The 15,128-nt window shown below is 72.9% G+C and carries 11 protein-coding genes; 5 read left to right on the forward strand and 6 right to left on the reverse strand.

The window, feature by feature from the left end; translation table 11 throughout:
• Positions 1 to 32: 32 nt before the first annotated feature.
• From AB0K25_RS13450 to AB0K25_RS13465, 4 genes are all read left to right on the forward strand, one after another.
• Positions 33 to 998 carry a glutathione S-transferase C-terminal domain-containing protein gene (locus AB0K25_RS13450; protein ID WP_357534514.1) on the forward strand — a complete coding sequence of 322 codons (966 nt, stop codon included), beginning with the start codon at positions 33 to 35 and terminating at the stop codon, positions 996 to 998.
• Entirely contained in the window at positions 991 to 1,692 is a 702-nt protein-coding gene (locus AB0K25_RS13455) for a DUF998 domain-containing protein (protein WP_357534516.1), read from the forward strand. The genes AB0K25_RS13450 and AB0K25_RS13455 overlap by 8 nt, the downstream gene beginning before the upstream one ends.
• A gap of 206 nt (positions 1,693 to 1,898) precedes the next feature.
• Positions 1,899 to 3,215 (forward strand): dicarboxylate/amino acid:cation symporter, encoded by a 1,317-nt coding sequence (locus AB0K25_RS13460; protein ID WP_363820477.1) that lies wholly within the window; start codon positions 1,899 to 1,901, stop codon positions 3,213 to 3,215.
• 65 nt (positions 3,216 to 3,280) lie between these two features.
• Complete coding sequence (locus AB0K25_RS13465) at positions 3,281 to 4,348, forward strand: NADH:flavin oxidoreductase/NADH oxidase (RefSeq protein WP_363820281.1); 1,068 nt, start codon at positions 3,281 to 3,283, stop codon at positions 4,346 to 4,348.
• Positions 4,349 to 4,474: 126 nt separating this feature from the next.
• On the opposite strand, the gene AB0K25_RS13470 is transcribed toward AB0K25_RS13465, so the two are convergent.
• Both AB0K25_RS13470 and AB0K25_RS13475 read right to left on the reverse strand, forming a co-directional pair.
• The gene (locus tag AB0K25_RS13470; RefSeq protein ID WP_363820283.1) at positions 4,475 to 8,269 is read right to left on the reverse strand and encodes an ATP-binding cassette domain-containing protein; all 3,795 of its coding nucleotides are present in this window, start codon (positions 8,267 to 8,269) and stop codon (positions 4,475 to 4,477) included.
• A 364-nt stretch (positions 8,270 to 8,633) separates the two neighbouring features.
• The gene (locus AB0K25_RS13475; RefSeq protein WP_219468403.1) at positions 8,634 to 9,473 is read right to left on the reverse strand and encodes a DUF4081 domain-containing GNAT family N-acetyltransferase; all 840 of its coding nucleotides are present in this window, start codon (positions 9,471 to 9,473) and stop codon (positions 8,634 to 8,636) included.
• Positions 9,474 to 9,632: 159 nt separating this feature from the next.
• Here AB0K25_RS13475 and AB0K25_RS13480 point away from each other — a divergent pair, with 159 nt between their 5' ends.
• Positions 9,633 to 10,211, forward strand: coding sequence for a helix-turn-helix transcriptional regulator (locus tag AB0K25_RS13480; RefSeq protein ID WP_219468400.1), 579 nt, complete (start codon positions 9,633 to 9,635; stop codon positions 10,209 to 10,211).
• Positions 10,212 to 10,535: 324 nt separating this feature from the next.
• Here the strand turns inward: AB0K25_RS13480 and ispG are convergent, their stop codons facing one another.
• From ispG to AB0K25_RS13500, 4 genes are read right to left on the reverse strand one after another with little or no spacing between them, the layout of a single operon-like run.
• On the reverse strand, positions 10,536 to 11,708 hold the full coding sequence (gene ispG / locus AB0K25_RS13485; RefSeq protein WP_219468397.1) for a flavodoxin-dependent (E)-4-hydroxy-3-methylbut-2-enyl-diphosphate synthase: 1,173 nt from the start codon (positions 11,706 to 11,708) through the stop codon (positions 10,536 to 10,538).
• An 8-nt stretch (positions 11,709 to 11,716) separates the two neighbouring features.
• The gene (locus tag AB0K25_RS13490; protein WP_363820287.1) at positions 11,717 to 12,958 is read right to left on the reverse strand and encodes a site-2 protease family protein; all 1,242 of its coding nucleotides are present in this window, start codon (positions 12,956 to 12,958) and stop codon (positions 11,717 to 11,719) included.
• A complete protein-coding gene (gene dxr / locus AB0K25_RS13495) occupies positions 12,958 to 14,169 on the reverse strand; it encodes a 1-deoxy-D-xylulose-5-phosphate reductoisomerase (protein WP_208569277.1) in 1,212 nt (403 codons plus the stop codon). Before dxr ends, AB0K25_RS13490 begins: the two co-directional genes overlap by 1 nt.
• Positions 14,170 to 14,212: 43 nt before the next feature.
• Positions 14,213 to 14,956, reverse strand: coding sequence for a Uma2 family endonuclease (locus AB0K25_RS13500; RefSeq protein ID WP_363820290.1), 744 nt, complete (start codon positions 14,954 to 14,956; stop codon positions 14,213 to 14,215).
• Positions 14,957 to 15,128: the final 172 nt, after the last annotated feature.

Genomic DNA, 15,128 nt, shown 5'->3' on the forward strand with positions numbered 1-15,128 from the left:
CCCGGCGGGCGGACGCCGGATAGGTTGGCGTCATGACCCGGGCCCAGTTCAGCGCAGAGACCTCCGGTGGTGGGGCGTTCGTCCGCCAGCCCAACCGGTTCACCGGCCGGGTCACCCCGCACTCCACCTCGCCCGAGGGCGGTGGGCCGGACGACCAGGGGCGCTGGCCGTTGGAGGCCGGCCGGTACCGGCTGATCTGGTGCCGGGCCTGCCCCTGGGCGCACCGGGCCATGATCGTGCGCGGTCTGCTCGGCCTGGACGGGGTGATCTCGCTGGGCACGGTCGACCCGATCCGCGACGAACGCGGCTGGCGGTTCACCCTCGACCCGGACGGCTTCGACCCGGCGTTGGGCATCGGCTTGCTGTCCGAGGCCTACCTCACCACCGACCCGGACTACACGGGCCGGGTGACCGTGCCGGCACTGGTGGACACACTCACCGGCCGGGTGGTCACCAACGACTATCCGCAGCTCACCCTCGACCTCTCCACCGAGTGGCGACGCCTGCACGCCCCGGACGCCCCCGACCTGTACCCGGTGGCGCTGCGTCCCGAGCTGGACGCGTTGATGGCCGAGATCCACACCGACGTCAACAACGGCGTGTACCGGTGCGGCTTCGCCACCTCCCAGCAGGCGTACGACGAGGCGTACGCGGCGCTGTTCGCCCGGTTGGACGTGCTGTCGCGGCGGTTGGCCGACCGGCGTTACCTGATGGGTGACGCGATCACCGAGGCGGACGTGCGGCTGTTCACCACCCTGGTCCGCTTCGACGTGGCCTACCACGGGCACTTCAAGTGCAACCGGCAGAAGCTGACCGAGATGCCGGTGCTCTGGGCGTACGCCCGGGATCTGTTCCAGACCCCGGGGTTCGGCGAGACGGTGGACTTCGACCACATCAAGCGGCACTACTACGCCACGCACCGTGAGATCAATCCCACCGGGGTGGTGCCGGTGGGCCCGGACACGTCCGGCTGGCTCACCCCGCACGGCCGTGCCTGAGGCCGCCCGTGCGGTCGCCGGCCGGGTCGCCGCCGGCTGTGTGCTGCTCGGCGCGGTCGCGGTGACCGTCGCCGTCGGGGCCGGTCCGGGTGGCCCGTGGCGCGGGTACGTCAGCGAGGCCGGCGTCAGCGACAGCGCCTTCGCCTCGACGTACCGGATGGGGGTGTTCGCCCTGGCGGCGGCGCTGTTGTCGCTGGCCGCGGCGCTGCCGGTGACGTTGCGGCTCGCGGCCGGCCTGCTGCTGGCCGGCGCGGCCGGCACGGTGGTCTCCGGCGCGGTGACGTGCAGCGCCGGGTGCCCGCTGCCGCCGTTCGAGGCGGCGACGCCGGCCGACCTGGTGCACGCCGGGGCGAGCATCGTGGCGGCCGGGGTGACGGTGCTCGCCATGCTGGTGGTCGGGTTCCTCCGGCCGGCGACGCCGGGGCTGCGCCGGGTGGCCCGGGTCGCCGGGGTGGTGGCGTTGCCGGTGGCCGGGGTGGTCGCGCTGGGCCTGCTGACGGTGGGCCGGGGCGACCTGGTGGCCGGGCTGGAACGGGTGTTGCTGGTGGTCTGTGCCGGCTGGGGCCTGGGCACCGCTCTGCTGCTGGCCCGGCACCGGCCGGCCGCCCCCGGACCGGACGACCGGGCTGTGCCCGGCGCGCGGGAGCACGCCGTACGTGACGAACGGATCACCAGGTCGAGAACCTCCGTGTAAGGAGCCTCACGGGGATCGCTCCTTCCACCTGTCGGCCGGCCGGGAGTAGCGTCGACAGGCGATGACCAATGTCTGGCACCTCACCGTGCGCCTGTACGTCGACCTCCGACGCCAGGCCAGTGGAGTCTGTCCGGCGCAGCCGCGCTCCTGACGCCGCCCGCCGACCGACCCCTACCGACCTTGGACGCATCCTGATGGCTTCCACCCTGCGCAAGTTCCCCTTCTCCGCCCAGATCCTGCTCGGCCTCGTGCTCGGCGCGGCGCTGGGCTTCCTCGCCCGCGAGGGCGACCTGAGCTGGCTTGCCGGCACCCTCGACACCGTCGGCGGGCTCTTCGTCCAGTTGCTCAAGCTGGCCGTCCCGCCGCTGGTCTTCACCGCGATCGTGGTCAGCGTGGTCAGCCTGCGCGGGGTGGCCAACGCCGCCCGGCTGGCGCTGAGGACGCTGCTCTGGTTCGGCGTCACCGCGCTGATCGCGGTGAGCCTCGGCATCGGCATCGGTCTGCTCACCAACCCGGGCCGGGGGGTGAGCCTGGACGTCGGCGGCGCGACCGCCCCGAAGACCACCGGCTCGTGGACCGACTTCCTCACCGGCATCGTGCCGACCAACCCGGTGGGCGCGTTCGTCGAGGGCAACGTCCTCCAGATCGTCTTCCTCGCCCTGGTCGTCGGTGCCGCCGCGCTGCTGGTCGGTGCGGCTGCCGAACCGTTCGTCGAGCTCAACCGCGCGGTGCTGGCCATCGTGCAGAAGGCGCTGTGGTGGGTGATCCGGCTCGCCCCGATCGGCACCCTCGGGCTGATCGGCCACGCCGTCGCCGCGTACGGCTGGGACCTGCTGGCCCCGCTGGCGAAGTTCACCACCGCCGTCTACGTCGGCTGCGCCATCGTCCTGTTCGTGGTCTACCCGCTGCTGCTGGTCACCGCCGGCCGGCTCAACCCGCTGCGGTTCTTCGCCGGTGCCTGGCCGGCGATCGAGTTGGCCTTCGTGTCCCGGTCCTCGGTGGGCACCATGCCGGTGACCCAGCGTTCCGTCGAGCGGCTCGGCGTCCCCCGCGAGTACGCCTCCTTCGCGGTGCCGTTCGGTGCCACCACCAAGATGGACGGCTGCGCCGCGATCTACCCGGCGCTCGCCGCGATCTTCGTGGCCCAGGTCTTCGGAGTGGACCTCGGCGTCGGCGACTACCTGCTGATCGCCTTCGTCTCGGTGGTCGGTTCGGCCGCCACCGCCGGCCTGACCGGTGCCATCGTCATGCTCACCCTGACCCTGAGCACGTTGGGCCTGCCGCTGGCCGGAGCCGGTCTGCTGCTGGCCATCGACCCGATCCTGGACATGATCCGCACCGCCACCAACGTGGCCGGGCAGGCGGTCGTGCCGACCATCGTGGCCGCCCGCGAGGGCATCCTGGACCGCGACGCCTACGCCAACGCCGGCCGGCGCGACCTGACCGACGCCGACGGGACCGACGCCGACGGGACCGCCGACCGGCCGGCCCACCGCGACGACCTGACGCCGGCGCCCGCCTGACCTCGACGGCTGCGATCCCTGCCCCGTCCTGCACCGCCATCAGCCCCTACCGGAGGATCACTCGCATGAGTGCCCTGTTCACCCCGCTCGCCCTGCGCGGCGTCACCCTGCCCAACCGGATCGCCCTGGCCCCGATGTGCCAGTACAGCGCCGGCCCGGACGGCCTGCCGACCGACTGGCACCTGGTGCACCTCGGCTCCCGGGCGGTCGGCGGTGCCGGACTGATCGTCACCGAGGCCACCGCGGTCGTCCCCGAGGGGCGGATCAGCCCCCAGGACACCGGCATCTGGTCCGACGCGCACGTCGACGCGTGGCGTCCGGTCACCGCGTTCGTCGCCGGCCAGGGGGCGGTGCCCGCCGTGCAGCTCGCCCACGCCGGGTTCAAGGCCAGCACCTGGCGGCCGTGGGCGGCCGAACGCGGCGGGGTGCCCGACGCCGAGGGCGGTTGGACGCCGGTCGGGCCCGGGACCGAACCGTTCCTGCCCGACTACCGGCAGCCGACGGCGCTCGACGAGGCCGGGATCGCCGGGGTGGTGTCGGCCTTCGCCACCGCCGCCAGCCGGGCCGTCGACGCCGGCTTCGCCGTCGTGGAGATCCACGCCGCGCACGGCTACCTGCTGCACGAGTTCCTGTCCCCGCTGACCAACCACCGCACCGACGGGTACGGCGGCGACCGGGCCGCCCGGATGCGGCTCACCCTGGAGGTGGCCCGCGCGGTCCGCGCCACCGTCGGCGAACAGGTGCCGGTGCTCACCCGGATCTCCGCCACCGACTGGGTCGACGGCGGTTGGACGGCGGACGACAGCGTCGCGCTCGCCGCCGAGCTGGCCGCGACCGGGGTGGACCTGGTGGACGTCTCCTCCGGCGGGGCGTCGGCCCGGGCGGCCATCCCGGTCGGTCCCGGCTACCAGGTGCCGCTGGCCGCCCAGATCCGCCGCGAGGCGGGCGTACCGACGGGTGCGGTCGGCCTCATCGTCGAGCCGGAGCAGGCCGAGCAGGTCGTCGCAGCCGGTGAGGCCGATCTGGTGCTGCTCGGTCGGGAACTGCTGCGCGACCCGTACTGGCCGCGCCGCGCCGCCGCGAAGCTCGGCGCCACCCCCGGCTGGCCCGACCCGTACGCCCGCGCCTTCTGACCGTCTGCCGACCGGCCTGCGTCGACCACTGCGGGGAGAGTTGTTGTCGCTGGAGCGACAACAACTCTCCCCGATCCCGGGTGGCGCGAGCGGGCGGGCGCGGGACGCAGGACGCGGGTGACCTGGTCAGCCTGCCAGGTGGCCCCAGTCGTCCTCCAGGTCACGCCACGGACCCTGGGCGACGGCCGTGCCGTCGATGAGCACCACCACGTGGTCGGCGCGGACCAGCGCCGCCCGTTTCGAGGTGGAGCCGACCACCGTCACCCCGTGCTCGCGCAGCGCCGCCCACAGGGCCAGCTCGGTGGTGACGTCCAGGGCGGACGACACGTCGTCGGCGACCAGCAGTTCGGTACGCGGGGCGAGCGCCCGGGCCAGCGCCAGCCGCTGCAACTGCCCGCCGGACAGCCGGGTGCCCTTGTGCCCGATGAGCAGCCCCAGCCCACCCCCACCCGCCAGGTCGTGCTCCAGTTGGGCGGTGCTCACCGCACCGGCCGCGTCCACGTCGTGCCCGAGGGCGATGTTGTCGGCGACGGTGCCGGAGAGCACCCGGGGCAGCTGCCCGACGTAACCGACCTGCTGGGGGCGCAGGAACAGCTCCGGTTCGGTCACCGGGTCGCCGTTCCAGCGCAGTTCGCCGACGTGGTGCACGATCCCGGCCAGCGCCCGCAGCAGCGACGACTTGCCGGACCCGACCGGCCCGACCACCAGCACCAACTGGCCCCGGTCGACGGTCAGGTCGACGTCCCGCACGGCGAGGGTGCCGTCGGAGTGCAGTGCCCCGTAGCCGGTCAGCTCCAGCCGGCGCAGTGGCCGGCGCGGCGGCGGCTCCGGCGCGGGGGCGGTGCCGGCGGCGATGTCCACCCCGGGCACCTCCGCCGAGTACGCCCCGATCCCGGTCATCGCCACCGTCCGCCGGGTCCACACCCGAGCCGACGGGTACTGCGAGACCAGGGACGCCGTGGTCCAGGCGAACCAGCGGGCCGCCCCGAGGGTGGAGACGGCGACCAGGGTGGCACCGGCGGAGAGCCCGCCGGTCAGGTAGAGCGCCCAGGCGGCGATCGGCAGCAGGCCACTGGCCACCGACGGGGTGGAGCGGGCCCACACCTGCGCGGCGATCTCCCGCCGCTGCCGGTCGCTGCGGACCAGGTCCAGGGCGGAGAGGTGGTCGAGCACCGGGCGGGTCGCCCCGGCCAGTTTGACCGTACGGGCCGCCGACAGCGAGGAGACCAGCGCGGTGGCGAAGGCGGCACGGGCGGCCACGGTGTCCCGGGCGGAACGCTCCAACCGGGGGCCGAACAGGGTGGCAGCCAGCCCCGAGACGGCCATCGTGCCGACGAAGAACAACGCCGGCACCAGGCTGCCCGTGACCAGCGTCATGGTCACCAGGGTCACCAGGGCGATGAGCTGGTCCATCAGGTTGTCGGCGAGCTGCACGACCCGTTCGGTGTCGCCGCTCTGGGCCACCACCTCGGCCGGGGTGTGCCGGCTGGACCGGCGCGGGCCGGTCTGCCCGTGCACCAGCCGCAGACTCATCCGCAGCATCTGCCGTACCCACCACTGGGGGAACCGCAGGTTGGTCCAGTAGGGCAGCGGCAGCACGATCACCAACGCGGCGGCGATGCCGATCGCCGGCAGCCACGGGTCGCCGCCGTCGACGACGTCCGCCCAGAGCCAGGGCAGCACGGTGCCGTCCAGGCCGAGCACGGTGATCACCATGAACAGCGCGACCGAGAGCAGGCCGAAGCGCGGGTCGTTCAGGCCCAGCCGCAGGATCTCCCGCATCGTCCGGGTGGGCGGCAGGGGTGGCAGCGGCGGCGGGTCCCCCTTGGGTACGGCGACCGCCGCCCGCCCGGACACCCCGGCCCCCTCGACACCGGCCCGCCCCGGCCCGACGCCACCCGTCCCGGTGCCGTCCGCCGTGATGCCGCCATCCGGCCCGGTGCCGTCCGGCCCGGTGGCGTCCGCCGTGATGCCGTCCGTCTCGGCCCGGTTCGGCGCGGCCCGGTTCGGCGCGGCGGCGTCCGCCCAGGGGGTGTCGGGCCCGTCCGGGTACAGGTCGCCCGGCCGGCCGGCCTGCGGCCAGGCGGGGCCGGAGGCGTCGGCCTGCGGCCAGGTGCCGCCGGATGCATCGGCCTGCGGCCGGGCGGAGCCGGGTGCGTCGGCCCGCGGCCAGGCGGGGCCCGGGCCGTCGAGCAGGTCCACCCCGCCCCGGGCGGTGCCCGTCGGGGCCGCACCCACCGGGGTGTACGCGGCGGCGCGACTGCTGGCGAGCAGCTCGGCGAAGCGGGCCGAGGAGTGCAGCGGCCCCGCCTCCAGGACCGCCCCGTCGGCCATCACCACCACCTCGTCGCAGCGCCGCACGGAGGAGAGGCGGTGCGCGATGATGATGCCGATCCGGTCGGTGAGCAGGCGTTCGGTGGCCTCGCGTACCCGGATCTCGGTGACCGGGTCGAGTCGCGCGGTGGCCTCGTCGAGGACCACCACGTGCGGATCGCGGACCAGGATCCGGGCGAACGCCACCAGCTGCTCCTGACCGGCGGAGAGCACATACCCGCCCTCACCCAGCCGGGTGCGGATACCGTCGGGCAGCTCCGCTACCCAGCCGGTGAGCCCCAGCTCGGCCAGCGCCCGGGGGGCGGCGTCGAGCAGGTCCGGGTCGAACAGGGCGACGTTCTCGGCGAGGGTGCCGGCAAGGATCTCGGTACGCTGCGGCACCACCGCGATCCACCGACGCAGTTCCTCGACGTCCAGGTCACACAGGTCGGTGTCGCCGAGCAGTACCGTGCCGCGCGGCACCTCGACCGCCCGGGTGAGCACCTTGGTCAGGGTCGACTTGCCCGAACCGGTCCGCCCGACCAGCGCGTACGACCGTCCCCGGACGAAGCTGAGCCGGACGTCGCGCAGCGCGGGCGCCCGCTCGTCCTCGCCGGTGGCCGGGTAGCGGAAGGTGAGCCCGCGCAGGGTCAGGTCGCCGTCGGTGGGGGTGACCCCGCCGGAGGGTTCCTGCGGGGCGTCGGAGAGCAGCAGCACCCGGGCCCAGGCGCCGAGGGCGTACTGCAGGTGCGGCACCCAGCGGGCGAGATGTTCGACGGTCGCGCCGAAGCTCAACGCGAGCAGCCAGATCGCGGTCAACCGGGCCCCGTCGACCCGGCCGGTGGTCAACGCCCACGCCCCGGCGAGCACCACCCCGGCGATCCCGACCCGGATGGCACCGGCGGCGACGGCGGTGACCCGCGCCGACATCAGGAAGACCCGGCGGCAGCGGTTCAGCACCTCGGCCGCCCGCCGGGCGTACAACCGCAGCACGTACGGCTGGGCGAGGCTGGTGCGGACGTCGTCCTGGCCGTGCACCGCCTCCTCCATCACGGCGGCCAGGTCGGACCAGGCTTCCTCCTCGAACATCCGGGCCGGGGCGATGGCGGCGGTGGGACGGCGCAGCAGCACGATGAGCAGCACGGTGAGCAGCAGCATCGCCACCCCGGCCGGCCACCAGACGAACAGCGCGCTGAGCGTGGCGAGCAGGCAGAGCACCAGACCCTGCACCAGCCGTACGCCGGTGTTGCGCAGCTCGGAGGCGACCTGGTAGACGTCGTTGTCGATCCGGTCGAGCAGCTCGCCGACCGGGGTGCCCTCCAGGGTCGGCAGGTCTTGCCCGAGGGCGACCCGGCAGAGCCGGCGACGCACGTCGGCGGACCAGTCGGCGGTGATGCCCGCCATCAGCAGCGCGATCACCAACTCGCCGAAGACTGCCACGACCAACGCGACGACCAACGCGACGAACCAGCCGGCCGAGCGGTGCACCAGCACCGGGCCGGCGACCGCCGAGGCGGCGGCCTGACCGGCTGCCCCCAACACGACGAGCACGATCACGACCGTCATGCGACGTGGCGCGGACGCCCAGAGATCACGGAGCAGGCGCATGGAGATTCCCTCCGGAACTCGGGGTGGCGGTACCCCCCAGCCTGACCCCCCGCCCCCCTCCCCTCAACGCATTTACCACCAACCCTCCCCCCACCCCTCTCCCCCCACCCCTCCCCGCCTTACCCCTCTCCCCCCACCCCTCCCCTCCCCACCCCGCCCCTCCCCTCCCCGGTGATCAAGAGTTTTACGTCAAAGTTGATCTTCAAAATGACGTAAACCTCTTGATCAACTGACCTAAAGCTCTTGATCACTGGGACGAGCCGGTGAGCGGCGGGGGCAGGGGGCGGGGGCAGGGGGCGGGGGCGGGGTGAGGGCTAGAGGGTTGGGGGTGGGGTGTTCGGTGAGGTGGGAGGGCCGGGGCGGGTCAGAAGAGGATGGTGGCGAGGGTGCCTACGGGGCGGAAGCCGCAGTGTTGGTAGACCCGGCGCGCGGGGAGGTTGAAGTCGTTGACGTAGAGGCTGACCGTCGGGGCGACCCGGAGCAGCGCGTCGCGTACCACGGCGGCCATCGCGGCGGTGGCGATGCCACGGCCCCGCCACTGCGGTGCCACCCAGACCCCCTGGATCTGGGCGGTCCGGCGGGTCACCACCGCCAGCTCGGCCTTGAACACGACCTCCCCGTCGATCATGCGGGCGTACGCCCGACCGGCTCGGACCAGGTCCTCGACCCGTCGGCGGTAGGCCCGGCCGCCGTCGTCGGCCAGCGGTGACACGCCGACCTCCTCGGCGTACATGGCGACCGCCGCCGGGAAGAGGCGGGGCACCTCGTCGGGCCGGACCCGGCGCACCTCGGGGTCGACCGGGATGCGGGGCGCGGTGTCGGTGGCCAGTAACGGCTGGTTGGGGCGTACGTCACGGGCCGGCCCCCAGTGGTCGGCGAGCCGGTCCCAGAGTCCGAGCACCGCGTCGGCCCGCCCGACGATGGACGAGCAGAGCCGCTCCTCGCCGGAGAGCTGCTCGGCGAAGGCGGCGACCGCCGACTCCGTGGCGAGGATCGGGGTGAGGTTGCCGCCGAGCCAGCAGATCGACTCCAGGTTGCGACGGGTGCCGTAGCCGAGAATGCGCCCCTCGGCCCGCCACCAGGCCAGCCCTCGGGCGGAGACCCGCTCGGCGACCTGCGCGCCCGCGAACGGGTCGAGGTCGAGCAACCGCTCGACCGCGCGGCGCTCCGATTCTCCCAGTTGGCGTACGGGCACCGTCAGCACGGTTCCAGCCTGCCAGATGCGGGTGGTGGTCCGCCGGGCGACCGGCGCAGCCGCGCGACAGTCGACCCGGACCGGGCCTCATCGTGAACACTCTTGTCGACGACACTTTGGCGATATATCGTTGATGCATCAGCGACACTCCACGGAAGGAACGACACGATGGGATTCCACCGACGGATGCAGGCCCTGCAAGAGGCACGGCAACGCGGCTTCGGCTTCCCGCCCATGCCACCCGGCCCGCACGGGCACGGGGGTTGGGGCGGCGGCCGGGGTGGTCGCGGGCGCGGCCGGGGACGCCGGCCCAACGTCCGGGCCGCCGTGCTGGCCCTGCTCACCGAGCGGCCGATGCACGGCTACGAGATGATCCAGGAGATCGACTCCCGCACCGGCGGGGCCTGGCGGCCCAGCCCCGGATCGATCTACCCGACCCTGCAACTGCTGGAGGACGAGGGCGTCATCGCCGCCAGCACCGACCCGGCCGGCGGCGGGCGCAAGCGGTTCGGCCTCACCGACGCCGGTCGGGACGAGGCCACCACGGCCGCGCAGACCCCGCCCTGGGCCGAGTTCGCCGAGGACACCGTCAACAGCTGGCACGACATCCGCGACGCGGGCGCGCAGGCCATGCACGCGCTGCGCCAGGTGATGATGACCGGCACCGACGACCAGCGGGAACGCGCCGCCCAGGTGCTCGACGAGACCCGACGCAAGCTGTACGCGATCCTCGCCGAATCCGAGTGACCGCCGGGCACGACCCGGCGACCCGGCGACCCGGCCAACGGCCACCCGCGACGTCCGGGCCCGGCACGACGAACCCCGCCGGCCGGCCCGGACCGCCGCCACCATCAGCCCGGCCCTTGCCACCATCAGCCCGGACCGCCACCATCAGCCCGGCCCTCGCCACCATCAGGCCGGACCGCCACCATCAGCCCGGACCGCCGCCACCATCAGGCCGGACCGGACCACCACGACCCCGAGCCGGGTCACCGGGCATCCCGGCGACGATCACCTCGTACCGACGAAGGCGGCCCTCCCACCGGGAGGGCCGCCTTCGTCGACGGTGGATCAGTGCACGGTGACGGTGGGGCCGGGGACGAGGTCGCGCAGCTCCTCGGGGATCTCCGCGCCCATCTCGTCGGCGATCCGCAACGCCTCCTCGATCAGCGTCTCGACGATCTGCCCCTCGGGGACGGTCTTGACGACCTGCCCCTTCACGAAGATCTGCCCCTTGCCGTTGCCGGAGGCGACACCCAGGTCGGCCTCGCGGGCCTCGCCGGGCCCGTTCACCACACAGCCCATCACGGCGACCCGCAGCGGGACGGGCAGCCCCTCCAGGCCGGCGGTGACCTCCTCGGCGAGCTTGTAGACGTCCACCTGGGCCCGGCCGCAGGACGGGCAGGAGACGATCTCCAGGCCGCGTTCGCGCAGGCCCAGCGACTCCAGGATCTGGTTGCCGACCTTGATCTCCTCGACCGGCGGGGCGGACAGCGACACCCGGATCGTGTCGCCGATGCCCTCGGCGAGCAGCGCGCCGAAGGCGACGGCCGACTTGATGGTGCCCTGGAACGCCGGGCCCGCCTCGGTCACCCCCAGGTGCAGCGGGTAGTCGCACTGCTCGGCGAGCTGCCGGTACGCCCGGATCATCACCACCGGGTCGTTGTGCTTGACCGAGATCTTGATGTCCCGGAAGCCGTGCTCCTCGAACAGCGAACACTCCCACAGCGCCGACTCGACGAGCGCCTCGGCGGTGGCCTTGCCGTACTTCGCGAGCAGCCGCTTGTCCAGCGAGCCGGCGTTGACGCCGATCCGGATCGGCGTACCGGCGGCGGAGGCCGCTGCGGCGATCTCCTTGACCTTGTCGTCGAACTGGCGGATGTTGCCCGGGTTGACCCGGACGGCCGCACAACCGGCGTCGATCGCGGCGAAGACGTACTTCGGCTGGAAGTGGATGTCGGCGATCACCGGGATCTGCGACTTGCGGGCGATCGCCGGCAACGCCTCCACGTCATCCTGACTGGGTACGGCCACCCGGACGATCTGACAACCGGACGCGGTCAACTCCGCGATCTGCTGGAGCGTGGCGTTGACGTCGGAGGTGAGGGTCGTCGTCATCGACTGCACCGAGACGGGGGCACCCCCACCGACCGGCACCGAACCGACCATGATCTGGCGACTGACCCGGCGCGGGGCGAGCGGCGGGGGCGGTACGGCGGGCATACCGAGACTGACAGCGGTCACTTGGGCACTCACCTCGTGAAGAGCGTGATCGGGTTGACGATGTCCGCGGTGGCGGTGAGCAGCGTGAACGCCCCACCGATGAGGATCACCGCGTACGTGATGGGCATCAGCTTGAGGTAGTCGACCCGGCCCGGGTCGCGCCGGCCGATCCGGGCGTAGAGCCAGGAGCGGGCCCGTTCGAACCAGGCGATGGCGATGTGGCCGCCGTCCAGCGGCAGCAGCGGCAGCAGGTTGAACACGCCGACGAAGAAGTTCAGCGAGATGAACAGCAGGACCAGCAGCTGCCAGACGCCGTTCTCCAGCGCTTCGCCGCCGAGCCGGCTGGCCCCGACGACGCTGATCGGGGTGTCCTTGTCGCGTTCGCCGCCGGTGACGGCGGTCCACAGGGCGGGGATCTTGTCGGGGATCCGCTTGAGCGCCTCGAAGGTGCCGACGGCCAGGTCCTTGGTGTAGCCGGCGGTGGCCGGGATGGCCTCGACCGGGCCGTACGTGACGTTCGCCGGGACGCCGGGCGGGAGCATCGGGCCGGCGACGCCGAGGGCGGAGACGGTGACCGGGGCGCCGTTGGGGTCGTCGAGCGGCTTGCGTTGCACGGCGGCGAGATCGGCGCGGACCTCACCGGCCACGCCGTCGCGCTCGTACCTGATGGTCGCGGGCTGGCCCGGCGGGAGGTCGCGGACGGTCTTGACCAGCGCGGTGTAGTCGGCGACGGCGACCCCGTTCACCGCGACGATCTTGTCGTCGTCGCGCAGCCCGGCCTGTTTGGCGGGGCTGACCGGGTCACCGGGGGCGCACTCGCGGGCGGCGTCGGTGGGGATGACGCAGTCGACGACCTTGACGTGCGCCGGCAGCGGGTTGGGCAGGTCCTTGTTGGGCAGGCCCATGAACATGGCGGCCAGCCAGATCGCGATGATCGCCAGCGCGAAGTGGGTGACCGAGCCGGCGGACATCACGATCGTCCGCTTCCAGACCGGGTAACGCCACATGGCCCGCTTCTCGTCACCGGGTTCGACGTCGTCGTCCTGCGGCGTCATACCGACGATCTTGCAGAAGCCACCGAGCGGGATGGCCTTGAGGCCGTACTCCGTCTCACCCCGGCGGAACGACCAGATGGTCGGCCCGAAGCCGACGAAGTAGCGGGTGACCTTCATGCCGAACGCCTTGGCGGTCAGCATGTGACCGGCCTCGTGCAGGCTCACCGAGATGAGGATCGCCAGGGCGATCACCACCACCCCGAGCAGATAAAGCATCAGGCTTCCTTCCCCGACCCCGCGATGATCTCCTGCGCGTGCGCGCGCGCCCACGATTCGGCGGCGAGTACGTCCTCGACCGTACCCGGTTCGCCGAAATCGGGGGCCTCCTCCAGCACCCGTTCCAGGGTGTCGACGATGCCGAGGAACGGTAACCGGCCGGCGACGAACGCCGCCACGCACTCCTCGTTGGCCGCGTTGTAGACCGCCGGTCGGCTGCGACCCGCCTCGCCGGCCGCCTTGGCCAGCGCCACCGCCGGGAACGCCTCGTCGTCGAGGGGGGCGAACTCCCAGGTGTGGGCGGTGGTCCAGTCCACGGCGGCGGTCGCGTCGGGCACCCGGTCGGGCCAGCCGATGCCGAGCGCGATGGGCAGCCGCATGTCCGGCGGGCTCGCCTGGGCCAGGGTGGAACCGTCGACGAACTCGACCATCGAGTGGATCACCGACTGCGGGTGCACCATCACGGTGATGTCGGCGTAGGGCACGTCGAACAGCTCGTGCGCCTCGATCACCTCCAACGCCTTGTTGACCATGGTGGCCGAGTTGATCGTGACGACCGGGCCCATGTTCCACGTCGGGTGGGCGAGCGCCTGCTCCGGGGTGACAGCGGTCAGCTCGTCGCGCCGCCGCCCCCGGAACGGTCCACCGCTGGCCGTGACGACCAGCCGCCGTACCTCGCCGCGGGTGCCGCCGCGCAGACACTGGGCCAGCGCCGAATGCTCCGAGTCGACCGGCACGATCTGCCCCGGCCGCGTCACCGCGGCCTTCACCAGCGGGCCGCCGGCCACCAACGACTCCTTGTTGGCCAACGCGAGGGTACGACCACAGCGCAGCGCGGCCAGCGTCGGCGCGAGCCCGAGCGACCCGACCACCCCGTTGAGGACCACGTCGCCGGGCCACTGCGCCAGCTCGGTCATGGCGTCCGGACCGGCGATGATCTTCGGCAGCCTGAAGTCCCCGGTGGCCCAGCCGCGCCGACTCGCCTCGGCATAGAAGGCGAGCTGGAGATCCTGCGCGGCGGACGCCTTGGCCACCCCGACCGCGTCCACGCCCAGCTCGAGGGCCTGGGTGGCGAGCAACTCGACGTTGCCGCCACCGGCACCGAGCGCCACCACCCGGAACCGGTCCGGGTTGCGCCTGACGATGTCGATCGCCTGGGTGCCGATCGAGCCGGTGGAGCCGAGCAGTACGAGATCCCGGGGAGTTGTCACGCGGCCATTCTGCCCCGGCCCCGCTGTACTCCCGCTGGGAGCCTCACCCCTGAACGTCCGCCTCCCCGCCCGACTTCTCCCCGCCGGGCGGTTCCGCCTCCTCGACCGGTGCCTCCTCGCCGAGCAGGTCGGCCGGATCGATACTGAACGCGAAGGGCTGCCGCATGACGAACGTCGTCCCGGCGGCAGCGGCCGCGACCGGCCGGTACTCCCCGTCGGTCAACTCGAAGAGCGCGATGGTGGGCACCCGGTTGCGCAGGTCGACGCGGAGGAAGAACGGGACACCGGCGGCGGCATACTCGCGGGGCCGGTCGATCACGTCCTTGCGCCGGTTACCCGGCGAGACGACCTCACCGAGCAGCACGGCGTGGCCGATGTCCATCGTCGTCCGCCCACCACCGGGAACGTCGAGGATCACGATGTCAGGAATGAAGAGGTCGGCACCAGAAATGATGTTGGCTTCGGCGTAGAGCCACAGCTTTTCTCGGCGGGCCGCCTGCTTGAGCAGGTAGGCCAGATCCAGCTCGGCATTCTGATGGTCGTATCCGGCATGTGGTGTCACGATCACGCTTCCGCTCAGGACCTCAACCTTGGGGCCGTTGGTCTCCGGCAACAGGTCGAGGGCGAGCTGGGCGGTCCACGGCTCGTCGTGCCAGCGCAGCACGTCGAACGACGGCCCGGTCGGCCGGTCGGTCGACCCTTGCGACTGACCGCCGGACTCGGGCCTCTGGGACGTCGGGTCGGGCGACTGCGGCGCGGGCTCGGGCACGAATGCGGCCTGGGCCATCCGGGCTCACCCCCTCAGCGGAACATCCTGCTGGTCCCAGCCTAATCGCCGCAGCCCCCGGAGCCGCCCGTCGCACCGCCAGTGCGTCTCCCTACACCTGCCCGCCCGCGTTGATCAACACGACGGGGCCGATGTGGGGGTGTCCGGGCAGCGTGGACGCCCCCACATCGGC

It is taken from the genome of Micromonospora sp. NPDC049257 (assembly GCF_040678915.1).
In the GTDB taxonomy this organism is placed as follows: domain Bacteria; phylum Actinomycetota; class Actinomycetes; order Mycobacteriales; family Micromonosporaceae; genus Micromonospora; species Micromonospora antibiotica.

Coding starts and splice junctions, on each gene's coding strand:
- AB0K25_RS13480 (WP_219468400.1), top strand. CDS start 9,633: ATGGGATTCCACCGACGGATGCAGGCCCTGCAAGAGGCACGGCAACGC.
- AB0K25_RS13470 (WP_363820283.1), bottom strand. CDS start 8,269: ATGCGCCTGCTCCGTGATCTCTGGGCGTCCGCGCCACGTCGCATGACG.
- AB0K25_RS13465 (WP_363820281.1), top strand. CDS start 3,281: ATGAGTGCCCTGTTCACCCCGCTCGCCCTGCGCGGCGTCACCCTGCCC.
- AB0K25_RS13450 (WP_357534514.1), top strand. CDS start 33: ATGACCCGGGCCCAGTTCAGCGCAGAGACCTCCGGTGGTGGGGCGTTC.
- AB0K25_RS13500 (WP_363820290.1), bottom strand. CDS start 14,956: ATGGCCCAGGCCGCATTCGTGCCCGAGCCCGCGCCGCAGTCGCCCGAC.
- AB0K25_RS13490 (WP_363820287.1), bottom strand. CDS start 12,958: ATGCTTTATCTGCTCGGGGTGGTGGTGATCGCCCTGGCGATCCTCATC.